This is a genomic window from Sphingobacterium sp. SGR-19 (assembly GCF_011043555.1).
Taxonomy (GTDB): Bacteria; Bacteroidota; Bacteroidia; order Sphingobacteriales; family Sphingobacteriaceae; genus Sphingobacterium.
This window is the reverse complement of sequence record NZ_JAAKGS010000001.1, coordinates 684519-699815: the sequence shown is the minus strand read 5'-3', so window position 1 is coordinate 699815 and position 15297 is coordinate 684519. Positions and strand designations below refer to the sequence as shown.

14 protein-coding genes are annotated in these 15297 nt (G+C 41.1%); 5 read left to right on the top strand and 9 right to left on the bottom strand.

Annotation, left to right across the window (positions count from 1 at the left end; all coding sequences use genetic code 11):
* Window positions 1-13: 13 nt before the first annotated feature.
* Window positions 14-1027 carry a C40 family peptidase gene (locus G5B43_RS03115; RefSeq protein ID WP_240904704.1) on the bottom strand — a complete coding sequence of 338 codons (1014 nt, stop codon included), beginning with the start codon at window positions 1025-1027 and terminating at the stop codon, window positions 14-16.
* Window positions 1028-1181: 154 nt separating this feature from the next.
* Between G5B43_RS03115 and msrA the strand changes: the two genes are divergently transcribed.
* The gene (gene msrA / locus G5B43_RS03110; RefSeq protein WP_165293230.1) at window positions 1182-1694 is read left to right on the top strand and encodes a peptide-methionine (S)-S-oxide reductase MsrA; all 513 of its coding nucleotides are present in this window, start codon (window positions 1182-1184) and stop codon (window positions 1692-1694) included.
* Window positions 1695-1739: 45 nt separating this feature from the next.
* On the opposite strand, the gene G5B43_RS03105 is transcribed toward msrA, so the two are convergent.
* Window positions 1740-2771 carry a Gfo/Idh/MocA family oxidoreductase gene (locus G5B43_RS03105; protein WP_165293229.1) on the bottom strand — a complete coding sequence of 344 codons (1032 nt, stop codon included), beginning with the start codon at window positions 2769-2771 and terminating at the stop codon, window positions 1740-1742.
* A gap of 24 nt (window positions 2772-2795) precedes the next feature.
* A complete protein-coding gene (locus G5B43_RS03100; RefSeq protein WP_165293228.1) occupies window positions 2796-4070 on the bottom strand; it encodes a DEAD/DEAH box helicase in 1275 nt (424 codons plus the stop codon).
* A 173-nt stretch (window positions 4071-4243) separates the two neighbouring features.
* On the opposite strand from G5B43_RS03100, the gene pepF reads away from it, so the two are divergent.
* Complete coding sequence (gene pepF, locus G5B43_RS03095) at window positions 4244-6118, top strand: oligoendopeptidase F (protein WP_165293227.1); 1875 nt, start codon at window positions 4244-4246, stop codon at window positions 6116-6118.
* Between the two features lie 51 nt (window positions 6119-6169).
* On the opposite strand, the gene G5B43_RS03090 is transcribed toward pepF, so the two are convergent.
* Together G5B43_RS03090 and G5B43_RS03085 are read right to left on the bottom strand one after the other, a co-directional pair.
* Window positions 6170-7798, bottom strand: a complete 1629-nt coding sequence (locus G5B43_RS03090) for an alpha-amylase family protein (protein WP_165293226.1) — start codon at window positions 7796-7798, stop codon at window positions 6170-6172.
* A 6-nt stretch (window positions 7799-7804) separates the two neighbouring features.
* Complete coding sequence (locus tag G5B43_RS03085; protein ID WP_165293225.1) at window positions 7805-8761, bottom strand: TIGR03885 family FMN-dependent LLM class oxidoreductase; 957 nt, start codon at window positions 8759-8761, stop codon at window positions 7805-7807.
* Between the two features lie 129 nt (window positions 8762-8890).
* On the opposite strand from G5B43_RS03085, the gene G5B43_RS03080 reads away from it, so the two are divergent.
* A complete protein-coding gene (locus G5B43_RS03080) occupies window positions 8891-9781 on the top strand; it encodes an SDR family oxidoreductase (RefSeq protein WP_165293224.1) in 891 nt (296 codons plus the stop codon).
* A gap of 163 nt (window positions 9782-9944) precedes the next feature.
* The gene (locus G5B43_RS03075) at window positions 9945-10361 is read left to right on the top strand and encodes a VOC family protein (protein ID WP_165293223.1); all 417 of its coding nucleotides are present in this window, start codon (window positions 9945-9947) and stop codon (window positions 10359-10361) included.
* Window positions 10362-10388: 27 nt separating this feature from the next.
* Here the strand turns inward: G5B43_RS03075 and G5B43_RS03070 are convergent, their stop codons facing one another.
* The 3 genes from G5B43_RS03070 to G5B43_RS03060 are packed head-to-tail and all read right to left on the bottom strand — an operon-like array spanning window position 10389 to window position 13924.
* Window positions 10389-11039 (bottom strand): YiiX/YebB-like N1pC/P60 family cysteine hydrolase, encoded by a 651-nt coding sequence (locus tag G5B43_RS03070; RefSeq protein WP_165293222.1) that lies wholly within the window; start codon window positions 11037-11039, stop codon window positions 10389-10391.
* A 58-nt stretch (window positions 11040-11097) separates the two neighbouring features.
* Entirely contained in the window at window positions 11098-12417 is a 1320-nt protein-coding gene (locus G5B43_RS03065; RefSeq protein ID WP_165293221.1) for a gluconate:H+ symporter, read from the bottom strand.
* A gap of 13 nt (window positions 12418-12430) precedes the next feature.
* Window positions 12431-13924 (bottom strand): gluconokinase, encoded by a 1494-nt coding sequence (locus G5B43_RS03060; protein WP_165293220.1) that lies wholly within the window; start codon window positions 13922-13924, stop codon window positions 12431-12433.
* Window positions 13925-14139: 215 nt separating this feature from the next.
* On the opposite strand from G5B43_RS03060, the gene G5B43_RS03055 reads away from it, so the two are divergent.
* Window positions 14140-14598, top strand: coding sequence for an SRPBCC domain-containing protein (locus tag G5B43_RS03055; RefSeq protein ID WP_165293219.1), 459 nt, complete (start codon window positions 14140-14142; stop codon window positions 14596-14598).
* A 25-nt stretch (window positions 14599-14623) separates the two neighbouring features.
* On the opposite strand, the gene G5B43_RS03050 is transcribed toward G5B43_RS03055, so the two are convergent.
* The gene (locus G5B43_RS03050; RefSeq protein WP_165293218.1) at window positions 14624-15265 is read right to left on the bottom strand and encodes a DUF417 family protein; all 642 of its coding nucleotides are present in this window, start codon (window positions 15263-15265) and stop codon (window positions 14624-14626) included.
* Between the last annotated feature and the right edge of the window lie 32 nt (window positions 15266-15297).

Here is a 15297-nt window from a genome sequence, read left to right as displayed (position 1 = left end):
GCATAGATTATTTTTACTGATTATTGTAATAGGGGCTTTCTTCGATTTTCTGGATCGCGGCATCGTCAGCACCAATGTAACGGCGTGCCGCAACAATAGTTCGGGTTTGCACATCATCATAATTTGCAGCACCCTTTAATAAGCTGTTGATCTTGACCATTCCTGCCGCATGAATAAACTCACCATTGCCTATATAGATAGCGACATGTGTCACACGTGCATCAGGTTTATTTTTTTTGTCGGCGGCAAAAAACAATAAATCGGCAGGCTTGAGGTTTTTTATGGCTTTTTCCGGAGAAAGATTTTTGGTATCATCCAAGATGTCAATTGTATCTCCGACCATTACTTGTTGTGATGCATCCCGCGGAATAACGTAGCCGTTCATAAAGAACGACATCTTCGTGAAACCACTACAATCGACACCTTTAACAGAAGTTCCTCCCCACAGATAAGGCAAACCAAGCATCGACTTAGCGCTGATAAGAATCTGATCTGGGGTTGTTTCGCGAGTTGTTAGCCAATTGATAAATAACATGGCTTCCTCTTTGGGAATATACGCTACTCTATTATCGGGATAGACAACCTCGTAAAAATTGTGATCTTCACCCTGCAGCGATAAAATATTGCCATACACTAAATCAGAAACACGTTGGCTAGCTTTATGCGGAAGAGAAAAAGATTTTCCAAATTCCGCGGTATATATAATTTTATCTTTTTCATTCCATGCCAATATTTCGGCTTTGCTCATCGGAACGATTGACGAAGAGGGAATCCACGCCATGTATCCTTCAGGAGTACGTACGCGATAATTACTCCCTTGCTTTTGAAGAATATCTATGCGTGTCCCCAAAAGGAGCTGAGTGGCCATTTCGGCGGAATGGGCAGGCTTGGTACGGAGATTGGCAACGGATAGGTTGATTATACCATAATCTTTGTGGTGTACAGACGAATCTCCTTGGGCAATGGAGCCCGTAGTGTAAATAGTGAAAAATACCAACCAAAGCGTTTTACTGAAAAAATGCATCATCGTTATCATTATAAATACGAATATAAACTAAATGGAGCAAAAACAAAGCTGACATAATTTTTGTATAATTGCAATGGGAATATTAAAGGTTAATAAGGTGGAAAAATTTTACTTTTTAACCATTTTAAGGATTCATGGAAGATAATTTAGCAAAATGAAAGCAACATTTGGAGGAGGATGTTTTTGGTGTACCGAGGTGATATTCCAAAACACAGAAGGTATCCGTAGTGTTTTGCCCGGTTATATGGGAGGGAAAAGAGATAACCCGACATACAAAGAAGTGTGTAATGGCGGTACCGATCATGTCGAAGTTGTACAACTAGATTTTGATGAGCATAAGGTTGACTTTAATACATTATTAAAGGTTTTTTTTAAAACGCACGACCCCACAACATTGAATAGGCAGGGTAATGACGTCGGAACGCAGTATCGCTCTGTCGTTTTCTATCATGATGAGTCACAGAAAGAAACTGCGGAACGTTTCATTGCAGAATTGGAAAAACAGGCCGTTTTTTCAAAACCTATAGTAACGGCGGTGGAACCTGCAGAAACATTTTGGGAAGCGGAAGATTATCATCACGATTACTTTAACCAAAATCCCGGTAACCCTTATTGTGCGGCAGTTATCGCTCCCAAGCTACAGAAGTTTTTGAAAGAATATCGATAAAAAGTAAACTTCATCATGTGCTATGCAAAGATGGCAATAAAGCTATTAACTAAAGTCCGATGTCTGTAAAGCTTCGATTTGCCATTTAATTTGATCTATAGTTATAGGGTATGAAACCTGATTACGTAGACTATCGTAAATAGCATCAAATAAGAGGTTATAACTTCCTTTTTGTGCAGGAAGTAATGACGTACTTTTCTCTCCTTTTCTATCAACGATCACCAGCTTTCCTTCGCTACCCGCTGGTTCTATCCCATATCCTGGTGCGTCTGGGAGCATGCCATCAATTAATTGCCGCTCTTGCACATCGACCATTTTTTTGGTAAAAGTTCCTCTGGACCCATGAACGACAAAAGCTGGTTGTGGATCGGCTACCAAAAGATTTCCAGTTAAAAATACATGTAGATTATCGGGATAAAGTAAATGGAAATTAAAGAAATCGGGCACTTGTGATCCGGGTCTATTAATACCCGTTGTTTTGATAATGTTGTTAGGTTTTCCGAATACAGAAAAGGCCTGGTCAAGAACATGCGGACCTAAATCATATGCCACACCACTAGACGCATAATGACTATTTTCTTTGAATTCTTTTGGTCCCAATTGCATATTGTAACGGTCAAAACGTATATGGACTTCTATGATTTTTCCGAGTTGGCCACTTTCAATAACCTCTTTCACCTGCATGAAATGACTATCATAGCGTCTATTCTGATAGAAAAAAATTTTTTTGCCTGTCTTTTCACTTATTTCGTTTAATTTTTCGAGTTGACCAAGATTATCTACAGCAGGCTTTTCTAGCAAAATATGCTTTCCTGCTTCCAGAGACTCCTTTGCGAACTCGAAATGTGTATAATTCGGCGTATTGACAATAACAAGCTCTATATTATCATCAGCTAACAGTTCGTTAACACTGTTATAACTTTTCACATCGGGATAAATTTCCTTGACAATTTTCTTTGTTCTTTCGACGACCGCCGTGAAATTAAAATTTTCATTGGTATAAATAAAAGGAGCGTGGAAAACGCGTCCTGACATTCCGAAGCTGAGTATACCCGTATTAATCCTCTGTTTTTCCATGTTATAAAACTACAAAAAATAAGACTACTTTTTCTTATTCTTCATCGTCATTTTGGCTTTTACCCCCGCGCCATAGTTATGGCTTTTGTTATTACTGTCTTTCTTTTTATGAAAAGCTCCGCCTTGTGATTCGTCCACTTCTTTCATTTCTTTTGAATTAGCAGAGGGACGATAAATAATGAGATCATCTGGAAGAGGCACAACGGGGATCTTTTTCCCTAAAGATTGCTCTATTTTTTTTAGTTCCGGAAGCTCGATGTCCGTAGCAAATGTAATAGCGATAACTTCATCATTTGACGTTTTTGCGATATGCTGCACAAAAACGTCTCTATTTTCCGGTATTTCAAAATGGAATATAAAAGGAATCCCCGTTAAGTCTATATTATTCGAGCCCTCATTGGCAACAATGAGTATCCGACATTCAGCGATTTGCTTAAAATCACGGATCTCATCAATACCAGCATCGTCATGAAATAAGGGATGTAATACGGCAACTTCTCCTTTTTCTGCGTGTAGACTTCGACCTATTTTTTGAGCAGTAAGTCGACTGTTAACAAATACGACTACTTTATCAAATACGTCATCGTCTGTCATCAACAGATTTAGCAAGTTGATTTTTGTGCTAAAATTAGGAACATGATACAACATGAGCTCATGTGTTTCAATCATTTTCTCACCGTGTTCCTCTACCTCGATTAGCGTAGCAAAAGGCATGAAATCGTCGATCATTAAATGCAACTTTTCATGTTCTACAGTGCTAAATGCCAGATATTGAACTTTTCCGCAGCTTTGTGCCAATTCCCTCACCGGAGTTTGCATTCCTTGTTTAATTATTTCTTCTGCATCATCGATGATAAATGTCTGAATACGATTTAAATTAAGTCCTAGTTTTAGATAGACCGCACGTGCGCGGTTAGGAGTTGCTACCACAATATCTACCCCACGCACTAGATCTTCAATCTCTTCTTCCATACTTCCGCTCGTTTTAAGCCCCATGATGTAAAGGTTCTTATTCTTGCTAATGGTCAGAAAGCGTTCCACTATTTCAGCAATTCTTTCTTCATTAGGCGCTAAAATTAAGACTTTGGGGGCTTCGTCCTGTGTATATTTTAAACGCATCAGTACACCGAGTACATACGTGGTAGTCTTTCCGGCTCCTTCAGGTGCGATGCCGATTACACTATGTCCACCGATGATTCTAGAGAGTGATTTTAACTGGAATTCTTTTGCTGTAAAATAACCCAGATCATTCATGGATGCATGAAGACGTTTATTAAGCTTTAATTTATCTAATGACACAGCTGAATATTAAATGAATAAAATACAAAGTTAGCTAAAATATAATTGGCGTTACGATGTCGAGGTCTTGTTTATATCCGAAATATCCTGGCGGTCGGTAATATACTAAACTGAATATCGACTAAATAGGAAAGATTTTTGTAAATTGTGCACACTATTATTATCATAAAAGTATGCGTAAAAAAACACAAATAATCGCCGCCATGATGTTATTTTCCACGACGGTTGCAGTAAGTCAAATGAAGGTTCGAGAAGAACTGCCCGAAAAATATAAATGGAATCTGTCCGATCTCTATGCTACAGACGAGGTATGGAAAGAGGAGAAAGAACGGATACAAACGAAAATGAAGGACGTAGGATCCTATAAAGGGAAGCTGACTACATCCGGTACCATACTTTTGGAAGCGCTGGAACTACATACTTCGGTCCTTAAGGAAATGGTTCGGCTGTCATCTTACGCATCGATGAAATCTGATCAAGATACCCGAGTAACTAAATACGCCGGTATGAAACAAGAGCTGCAGCAGCTTTTTTCCGAATATGGGGCATTAACATCTTTTTTAGAGCCGGAGTTACTGACGCTTGAAGACGATCAACTTGATAACTTCCTTACGCAAGAAAAGGGGTTAGCAACCTATAAATTTTACCTTACGGATCTCCTTCGGAAGCGAGCCCACCGGGGTTCCGAAGAAGTTGAAAAAGTAATGGCCTATTCCTCATTAATGTCCAGTAACGCCGCCAATATCTTCAATACATTTTTTAATGCGGAGTTTCCGCATCCAGAGGCTGACCTAAATGGTGAGCGTGTGAAACTCAATCCTGCCAATTTTGCATTGTATAGAGCGAGTGATGACAGAGAAGTTAGAAGTAAAGTGTTTGCAACCTATTTCGGTAAGTTGAACGAATTTCAACGCACCTTTGGAGCGCAGTTATACGGAAATATCAATGCCGCACTGTTCGAGACTAAAGCCAGAAATTACAAGAGTACCTTAAATCGGGCGCTGGACAGTGATAACATTCCGACAGATGTTTTTCATAATCTTCTCAAAAATGTAAACGGAAACTTGGAAACCTTCCACCGCTATTTGAATCTCCGAAAACGTATGATGGGGGTAGACACCCTACATTATTATGATTTGTACGCTCCTTTGGTGGAAAAAGTAGATTTGGACTATACAGTCGAAGAAGCAATTGAAAACATTTTACAGTCATTGCAACCTTTGGGTACCAACTACGTGGATGTGTCAAAACGAGCCTTTAATGAAAGGTGGATCGATATGTATCCCAACGAAGGAAAGAGATCTGGCGCCTACTCGAATGGATCTGCGTACGACGTACATCCGTATATACTCATGAACTACAACGGGAAATACAATGATATGTCCACACTGACCCATGAATTGGGACATACTATGCACAGTTATCTGACCAATAAGAAGCAACAGTTTGCCAATGCGAACTATTCCATTTTCGTCGCTGAAGTGGCATCTACATTAAATGAAGAGTTGCTTAACGATTATATGTTGAGACAGATCAAAGACGATGAGCTCCGGCTCGCTATCCTCGGAAACTATCTCGAAGGTGCCAAAGGAACATTATTTCGTCAAACGCAGTTTGCCGAATTCGAATCCATTATCCACGAAAAAGTCGCGAATGGTGAAGCACTAACCGGGGAAGATTTCGACAAATTATACCTTGATCTGACCAAACGGTACTACGGTCATGATCAAAATATTTGTATAGTCGATGACTATATCAAATCCGAATGGTCTTACATTCCGCATTTTTATTACAATTTCTACGTGTACCAGTATGCGACATCCTTCACGGCTTCTACGGCTCTCTCCGAAAAGGTATTAAATGGAACAGATGAAGATCGCAAAAAGTATCTCGATTTTTTAGCTTCAGGAAGTACTAAATATCCTGTGGAGCTACTTGTCGATGCAGGTGTAGATATGAATACTTCAGAACCTTTCGACTTGACTATTGCTAAGATCAATAAAGTAATGGAAGAAATGGAAACCATTTTGACAAGGATGGGCAAATAAATGTGGGCATAAAAAGTACAAGAAGGCGTCCAAAAAAAGACGCCTTTATTGTTAAAAAATCCATTCATCAATCAACCACCTATAGCCGTAAGGATTCAAATCTATTCTCTGTTTATTGTTCGTGTCGTTACTGTATTTTTTATCGGAGACGACAACGTGATATCGTTCTGGATGATCCGATTCCAATGAAACTGTGATGGGTTGGTCACTTAAGTTCTGCAATATAAATACAGTTCTTTTGTCGAATTCATACCGATAGGCCAAACAATGTTTCGATGAGGTGTTGAGCACTGTAAATTTCCCTCGTTGAAAATCCATGTTTTTCCTGGCGTGTATAAATCTTCGTATTGTATTCAAGAGAGACTTATCGTCCTTTAACTGTTTATTTACATTGACCTTTTTATAACTATAGGGGCCCTCGGCGATGATATCTTCATCCATTGCGCCCGCCGTTACTTCAGAGAATCCCCCGTTTTTGCCTGCATTCCACTGCATCAGCGTTCTCACGCTCTGTCGTCCGTCTTTTTGCAGATCGTCTCCCATACCTATCTCTTGTCCATATCTTATGACCGGTGTGCCCGGCAACGAGAATAGAATGCTATAGGCCATGGCCAGACGTGATCGATTGTTGTCAAACATAGGCGGCAACCTCCGACGTATCCCACGATCGAAAATCCGCATATCTTCTTTCGGAGCAAACGTATCGAATACTTTTTGTCGTTCAGCTTCGCTCAATTGTTCTAAATCCAGTTCATCGTGGTTTCGCAGAAAATTAGCCAACTGTTCTTCTTCACTAAATAAGGGGATTTCCTGTAACGCCGTTGCGATCGGTTCCGCTTCTTCGCGGGCAAAAGCTAAAAAGAAATAGTTGTTCAAATAGAAATTAAACAACATGTGCATTTGTTTATTATGTTCCAAAAAATCCGTATAGCGTTTAGGGGGGACATCGACTTCGGCGAGAAATACAGCATCGGAGTTGAGCTCTTCGATATACGCACGCCATTCTCTGAATATATCATGCGGGTCACCGTCGAATTTGCAGTTTCCTTTTTGCTCAATCATATGAGGTGCCGCATCGATGCGGAATCCGTCTACACCTAGTTTGAGCCAAAATCGCATAATCTTTTTAACCTCTTCGACTACGGCCGGATTGGTCATGTTTAGATCCGGTTGGTCATTATAAAATGTATGGTAATAGAAGGCATCGGCCTCTTTGCTGTATGTCCAATTCGTGTATCCCTGCTCTTCCGCAAGAATAGCTTTGCTTCCATTTTCCTCGGGTTTCTCGTTAGACCAGATATAATAATTCCGATAAACAGAATGCGGGTTGTTGGCCGCTTCCAAAAACCACGGATGTTCTTTCGAAGTATGGTTTACGACCAAATCGATAATAATACGCAGGCCGGCTGCCTTTGCCGCATCGACAAGTTTCGCGAAGTCACCCAGATCTCCGAAACGTTTGTCAACCTCATAGTAGTTCCGTACATCATAGCCATCATCTTTATTCGGGCTATCGTAAAATGGCAATAGCCACAAGCAATCTATACCCAAAATGCGAAAATAGTCAAGCGACTGCTGAAGTCCCCTGAAGTCACCAGAACCATCTGCATCTGAATCTTTAAACGACTCAATCGCTAAAGCGTAGATAATGGCGTTTTTATACCAAAGATTTTTGCTCATATCTGTTTAATCTTTAATGAAAGGAAGAACTTCTTTTCCCATAAAGGCGATAAACGCCTCCTGTTGTTGATTTACGTTATGGACAAAAATTTTCTCGAAGCCCATTTTTCGATAGTGCTGGATCGCGTCGACAAACCGCGACGGATCGTTGCTCGCTAATACCTGGTTTTTCACGTGTTCGCGTGTCACGTGTAGTCCGGCACGGTCAAAGAATTCGGGGAGGGCCAATTCGGCCTGTAGTTCATTGCCCAGTGTATTATTGCGCCACGATGTCCAAGCGGATTCTATAGCCTCTTCTTCGGTTGAAGCATAGGACACCTCAAGTTTCATCGCTAGTTTCCCATTCGGGCACGCTGCTTGGAAAGCATTGACAATTTGTTGTAATGTTGGGGTATCCTGATTGACCGTAATTAGTCCATCGGCCCAAGTACCGGCCCAAGCAGCTGTAGATTCCGTAAGCGCTGCGCCATATACAAAAGGAGGAGATAGAGGTCTGGTGTATAGCGTTGCACTTTCGAGTTCGATAGCACCATAGTGTGTAACTGTCTCACCCGACCAAAGACGTTTCATAATCTGAACAGATTCTTCCAGCCGTTTATGGCGGATTTCTTTACTTGGCCACACCTGAGCTGTAATCTTTTCATTTAAGGCTTGTCCGCTGCCTAAGGCTATCCAAAATCGATCCGGAAATAAATTATCAAGCGTTGCTACAGCCTGTGCAACTATGGCGGGGTGATAGCGTTGACCGGGCGCGTTCACAATGCCGAATTCTATCGAGGTCGCCTGCATAGCCGCTCCCAGCCAACTCCAGGCAAATCCACTTTGACTATAGTTCTCACTCCACGGATGAAAATGATCCGAAGACATTACCGCATTAAAGCCCGCCTTTTCCGCTAATTGAACATAAGCAAGAAGTTGGCTCGGTGAAAATTGCTCGTGAGAAGCATGATATCCAATCTTCATAAAAACCTTTCTTTCTAGTATTAACACGCTTGCCCTCCGATAGTTCTCGATAAACAACGTGATAATATACTAAAAAGGTAAAACGGAATGTCCAGCATGTTGTTCAATCAAAAAGAATATATAGAGATCATGGAAATAAAATCAAAACTTGAAAATCCTGTGGATAAATATCCCAAGCCACCTTTCAAAAAGCAATCACAACCCTTTCCGGCGTTAACAGGAAAAATGGATCCCCTTCCTGACCATGGCGAAGATAGTTATCTTGGTTCAGGTCGTTTAGAAAATCGACGGGCATTGATTACGGGCGGAGACTCCGGTATCGGACGAGCCGCAGCCATTGCATTTGCCAGAGAAGGAGCGGATGTAGCGATTAACTATCTGCCGGCAGAGGAAGAAGATGCCAAGCAGGTTATCGACCTGATCGAAAAAGCCGGACGAAAAGGTTACGCTATCCCGGGAGATATTACAGACAGGGATTTCTGCCGGCAACTAATAGATGAAGCGATCGATAAACTAGGAGGATTGGATATTTTGGTAAACAATGCGGCTTATCAGCAGAGCTACGAATCTATTTTGGATATTCCTGACGAGAGCTTTGATACAACGATGAAAACAAATGTGTACGCTCCGTTTTGGATTACAAAGGCCGCTATTCCACACATGCCGGCAGGTTCATCTATTATCGTCACCGCTTCTGTGCAAGCTTATGATCCAGAAGCATCACTTTTGGATTATGCGCAGACAAAGGCTACAAATGTGATTCTGGTCAAAGCACTAGCGCAGCAGCTGGGACCTATTGGTATTCGCGTAAACGGCGTCGCACCCGGGCCCGTTTGGACTCCATTACAGGTGTGTAGCAAAGAACCCGAAACGTTAGTTGATTTTGGAGCAGACACGGCGTTAGGAAGAGCAGGACAACCTGCCGAGCTGGCGTCGATTTTTGTACAGTTAGCAGACAATAACGCAAGCTATTCCACGGGGCAGATTTATGGGGCAGCAGGAGGAGGGGGACATCCTTAACAAGGGGGTTGAAAATATATCCGATTCGGATTTCTTGCCATAAGACAAGCTGACAAAATCTGAAATATAATAGCTTGTGAAAACTTATATGGTTTATTTTGGAACAGACAGCCACTAGAAAGCGGGCTTACTATATAACATTAACATTTAAATATCAATAAAAATGGCAAAACAAGTTTTTATTAATTTAGCGGTAAGAGACTTACAAAAGTCAATGGAATTTTATACGGCATTGGGTTTTACAAACAATCCTCAATTTTCGGACGAAAGTGGTAAATGTATGGTATGGAGTGACCATATTTTTGTGATGCTTTTAACGCACGAAAAATTTGCGACGTTTGCGACCAAACCTATCGCAGACACAAAAAATAATGTCGCGGGACTTTTTTCGTTATCGGTCGACAGTGTTGACGAGGTCAATAATATTGTGACAAATGGATTGAATGCAGGAGGAGTGGAGCCCAGCGAAATGAAAGATTATGGCTTTATGCAACAGCGTACGATTGAAGACCCGGATGGACACACTTGGGAGATTTTCTATATGGATATGTCAAAAATCCCAGCTGAACAAGAGGAATAATAAAAAATATTCCTCTCGTAATGTTTGTTACAAAACATGAAAAGAACCGACATGATAAATATGAGGGCTGGCCGCCATGCCATTAGGGTTACATCCTAATTCGCCTTCTGGTATTTCTCGACCCTGATTTGCGTAGAAATTTATCCAAAACTCATCAAAATCACCCGTCTTTGGATCCTTAAATGTCATGGGTTCTAGTTTAAATAACCTGATGTGTCGAAAAGCTCTTTCCACAAAGTCTGAACAGTAATACGAACTGTCATTTAGCGTATAGCTCCAATTGTAAGGCTTACCCAACAGTTGGTGTGCCGTTTCTATTGCCTTAGGGATAGCATTTTGGTAAATGCTATCAATGCGATATATGGCAAATAGCCTTGTAGCTTCATGATCGATTTTTATTAAACTATCCAAAGGTTCCTTTACAGATCCTTTCTTACTACTTGCGTGGAGTATGTAGGGTTGTCCGTGCGCTATTTCGATGAGGCCTATATGATCGAAAGAAGTATTGTTTGTCCGTTGTGTGACGCGGTTGATAGCACCGGAGAGATTTTCAGACTGTGCTCCAACAAATAAAAGATCACCATGACGGATCGTTAACCCTCTATACGCTATGCTGTCTTGTGCACATACGCATAATACCTGAAATACCAACGCTAGTAAAATTGCTGCTTGCTTCATCTTAGGAACGAATATATAGATAAATACTTTATCAGCTTCATCTTTCTTTTAAAATTAGCTAGACAACAAGCCAGTTAAGGAGTAAAACGCCAAATAAGCCGATAACGGAAACCAATGTTTCCATAATGGACCACGATAGGAAAGTATCCCGCATAGTCAAGCCAAAATATTCTTTAAACATCCAGAAACCGGTATCATTTACATGCGAAAACATGAGGCTTCCTGCTCCGGTCGCCAGCACCATAAGTTCGGGACTACTGTGTGAAGACTCCAGGATCGGTAGCATAATCCCGGCTGTCGTAAGGCCAGCCACAGTAGCTGATCCAACGGCCAAACGTATAATAGCGGCAATTGCCCAGGCTAGAACTAATGGTGAGAGGGTAAGGTCAGCAGTAATTTCCGTGATATATTGCGCCAGGCCACTGTCCACGAGCACTTGTTTGAACACACCAGATGCCCCGATAATAAACAGTATCATTGTTACACCACGGAGAGCTTCTTCAATGCTCTCAGCCTGTTGCTTCATGCTCTTGCCCTGCCTTATTCCCATGGTATACATTGCTAGTAAAGCCGCTAAAAGTAAAGCAAAGACAGGATCTCCTAAAAATCGTATAACCCGGAGAAATTGCGAGTCTTCGGGAAGAAACATAGGTCCGAATGATCCCAGCGCTATGAGAAATACCGGAAACAATCCCGTGAAAATACTAAGTGCAAATCCAGGATAAGCTGTCTGGACTTTAGATGGAGGTGCGAATAATTCTTCGGGCGGATTGGTAGGTATAGATTTCAGGAATCGTCCAAAAATTGGACCACTTATAATGATAGCTGGTACGGCGACAATCATTCCATAGATCATCGTTAACCCAATATCTGCCTGAAAAATGATCGCAATAGCTGTTGCCCCAGGATGCGGTGGCAGGTAGCCGTGTGTTACAGACAGTGCCGCTAGCAAGGGAATACCTACATATAGCAACGGGAGTTTGTTCGATCGACACACCATAAAAACAAACGGAACCAACACGATGAACCCTACGTTATAAAAAAGCGGTATTCCTACGAGAAATCCTGTTAGCACCATAGCCCAAGGTATATATCTCACACCAAATACTCTTGTCAAAACATCGGTTATCTTTTGGGCTGCTCCACCATCAGCTAACAACCTTCCTAAAATTGCACCGAAGGCAAGTATTAAAGCCAACTGGCCCATTGTGCTACTCACGCCAACCTCCACAGATTTCATAATAGAGGTTCCATCCATTCCCATAGCGAAACCAACGGCTATCGACGTAATTAGTAAAGAAATGATCGAATTGAGCTTAACTACTGTTATCAATAGTAGAAGTAAAACTATTCCAGCGAAAACAATCAATAATGGCATAATAAAAATGATTTTAAAACTCTTCCTTCAATTTGAAGTAGAGACGTTCAAATTTCCGAAAGTTCTCCATGTAAATGTGGTGGTTATGCGCATCTGGAAGATATTGTGTGCTGTGCGTATCAACTGTATGTGTCGATAGATATGCTCTCCTAATGCCAAATGCTTCCATTCCTATGATAGCAGCTCCCCATGCCGAACTTTCTACATTCTCTTTCACATACACCGGTTTGTTAAATATGTCGGCCAGCATTTGAACCCACAACACGGAACGTGCTAGGCCACCACTCGCATAAATAATTTCTATACGCTGTGTCGTTTCTTCCAGTGCAATTCCAACACTCAACAACGAAAATAGCATCCCTTCAATCATTGCGCGTGCAAAGTGTGCTCTACTATGCTGAAGCTGGATGCCAAAATAAACACCTTTTGCCTTTGCATCCCAATACGGCGCACGTTCTCCCGTAACATAAGGTAGAAATATTAGCCCGTCCGATCCAGGAGCGACAGATCTGACTTCGTCATCAAATAAAGCTGCGGAATCCATTCCTAGGGATAGTTGAGTGAATTCGGACATAAATTGCTCCATAAACCATTTTCGCACGACTCCGGCATTGTTAATCGCACCACCTACCACAAATTCACCAGGACGAAGGATATAACTGAAAACCCGCTCTTTGGAGTCTGTATTGGAACGATCAGTCACTACTCTTATAGCTCCACTGGTACCGACTGTCACGGAGGCAATCCCAGGCGTCGTTGCATCGACACCTAAATTAGCGAGACATCCGTCGCTAGCACCAATCACGAAAGGCGTGCCTATAGGAATTCCCCATAAACACGCTGTCGCCTTATCATCTACCGTTAGTACATAATCAACAGAAACTAGTGAAGATAATTGTTTTTCCGTTATTCCTGCCTTTGAAAGCGCTAGTTCGCTCCAATGCATGCTATGGATATCTAATAAACCTGTTGCCGAAGCGATAGAATAGTCTACAACATAGGTTCCGAACAGTTGAAAAAAGATGTATTCTTTTATACCTATAAACTTATGTGTCTTTTGACAGATATTTGGCATATGCTTATTCATCCAAATTAACTTGCACAAAGGAGACATCGGGTGTATGGGCGTACCTGTTTCTCGGAATAGCTGATGGCCTGCAGACGTTCCTTTTAACTTATCCGCAATATCTTGACTACGCGTATCAGCCCAAATAATGCAATTTGTAAGAGGAGTGCCCATATCATCCACCGCGATTACGCCATGCATAGCGCTACTCAAAGCTATACCCTTTAGACGATGCTCCTGGTTACTATTCTTCAAAGCATCCATCACCTCTGACACTGCGCGTACGCAAGCCTCATAGATTTGGAGTGGATTTTGTTCATAAAAGCCACTTTGCGGGGATAAAATAGGGTATGTCACGCTAAATTGCGTAATAATTGTGCCTGCTCGATCAAATGCGATCGCTTTTGTTGATGATGTTCCAATATCTAAACCAATGATCATATTTTACTTATACTTAGAAAAAGTCGAGTACAAGTTACGAACATGTATGTCATTTATACGCCATCCCCGCTAAAATATTTATCGACGGACAACATACGCAAGGTAAACTTACTCACATTTCTTGCCTTGGGGCAATTTTAAGTAAGAGAAATCTTCATATACTTGTAAATAGTAGATAGTTAAGAAACCTGGTTAATAACTAGAAATATAAAGCAATGAAAAAACTACAATTCTCCAAAGAAATTAACGCATCAGCTCAAAAGGTATATGAAGCGATGTTGGGTTTAAATGATAAGTCGACTTACGAGCACTGGACGTCGGCATTTAATCCTACTTCCACTTATGAAGGAAGTTGGGACAAAGGGAGTAAAATCCATTTCGTTGGCACAGATGAAAATGGCGAAAAAGGTGGAATGGTTTCGGAGATCGCCGAACATAGACCCGCTGAGTTTGTTTCCATTCGTCACTATGGCTTTTTGGATGGTGATACCGAAGTAACTACGGGTGAGCAAGTGGAAAAATGGGCAGGTGGATATGAAAACTACAGCTTTCGGGAGAATAAAGACATCACAACCGTAACAGTAGATATGGACACGACCGACGAATATTTCGATTATTTCAACGGCATTTATCCCAAAGCCTTGGACAAGCTAAAAGAAATTGCTGAGAAGTAAATGGTTGTTCGTCCATTTCTTCTGCTTATGATCCAGTATGTCGCGCAGTTCTGTCAATAGTTTTAATCATTTTCAACCATTTTCGAGCTGAATCTGATACAATAATTAATGCCGCAGCCATCATTATGATGTCTTTTAAAACCAAACGCCCTGCACCTGATAAATAAGGAAACCCAAATTGCGGTGTTGGAAAATCTCCGCCTAAATTGGGTACATAAACTTCCGGGGTGGTAATCAAAAATGAAAGCGTAACAATTGACATCCCAAAGGTTAATATCCCTCCCCAAAATCCAATCTTAGGGAACCATATGCCAAGCAGAACTAGAATACCTATCACACAAATTACTGTTCCTAGTCCGTAAGAGAACACATATGTACCATTTTCTTTGTGCCATTCAATATTCTTGCGGACGACTAAACCCTCTGGGTTTTTATGCAGTTGATATTGTTTTATTAATATCCCATCTTTATTACTTTCCATCGCTTCTGATTTCGTATAAAAGAAACTCAAAAATGGACTGTTAATAACAAATGGGACAATACCATCTGCTTCATACTGGAAAGCTTTTAACCCCCCAATCCATGCGGTTACGACAAAAATTGATATACGTAAGAAATTAATAAAATATGCGTTTGAACGCCCGAAAAATACTAACAAAGTTTTCATCTTTACCAAATAATTTGCACAAAGCTAAAGTA

Coding starts and splice junctions, on each gene's coding strand:
- G5B43_RS03115 (WP_240904704.1), bottom strand. CDS start 1,027: ATGATGCATTTTTTCAGTAAAACGCTTTGGTTGGTATTTTTCACTATT.
- msrA (WP_165293230.1), top strand. CDS start 1,182: ATGAAAGCAACATTTGGAGGAGGATGTTTTTGGTGTACCGAGGTGATA.
- G5B43_RS03105 (WP_165293229.1), bottom strand. CDS start 2,771: ATGGAAAAACAGAGGATTAATACGGGTATACTCAGCTTCGGAATGTCA.
- pepF (WP_165293227.1), top strand. CDS start 4,244: ATGCGTAAAAAAACACAAATAATCGCCGCCATGATGTTATTTTCCACG.
- G5B43_RS03090 (WP_165293226.1), bottom strand. CDS start 7,798: ATGAGCAAAAATCTTTGGTATAAAAACGCCATTATCTACGCTTTAGCG.
- G5B43_RS03085 (WP_165293225.1), bottom strand. CDS start 8,761: ATGAAGATTGGATATCATGCTTCTCACGAGCAATTTTCACCGAGCCAA.
- G5B43_RS03080 (WP_165293224.1), top strand. CDS start 8,891: ATGGAAATAAAATCAAAACTTGAAAATCCTGTGGATAAATATCCCAAG.
- G5B43_RS03075 (WP_165293223.1), top strand. CDS start 9,945: ATGGCAAAACAAGTTTTTATTAATTTAGCGGTAAGAGACTTACAAAAG.
- G5B43_RS03070 (WP_165293222.1), bottom strand. CDS start 11,039: ATGAAGCAAGCAGCAATTTTACTAGCGTTGGTATTTCAGGTATTATGC.
- G5B43_RS03065 (WP_165293221.1), bottom strand. CDS start 12,417: ATGCCATTATTGATTGTTTTCGCTGGAATAGTTTTACTTCTACTATTG.
- G5B43_RS03060 (WP_165293220.1), bottom strand. CDS start 13,924: ATGATCATTGGTTTAGATATTGGAACATCATCAACAAAAGCGATCGCA.
- G5B43_RS03055 (WP_165293219.1), top strand. CDS start 14,140: ATGAAAAAACTACAATTCTCCAAAGAAATTAACGCATCAGCTCAAAAG.
- G5B43_RS03050 (WP_165293218.1), bottom strand. CDS start 15,265: ATGAAAACTTTGTTAGTATTTTTCGGGCGTTCAAACGCATATTTTATT.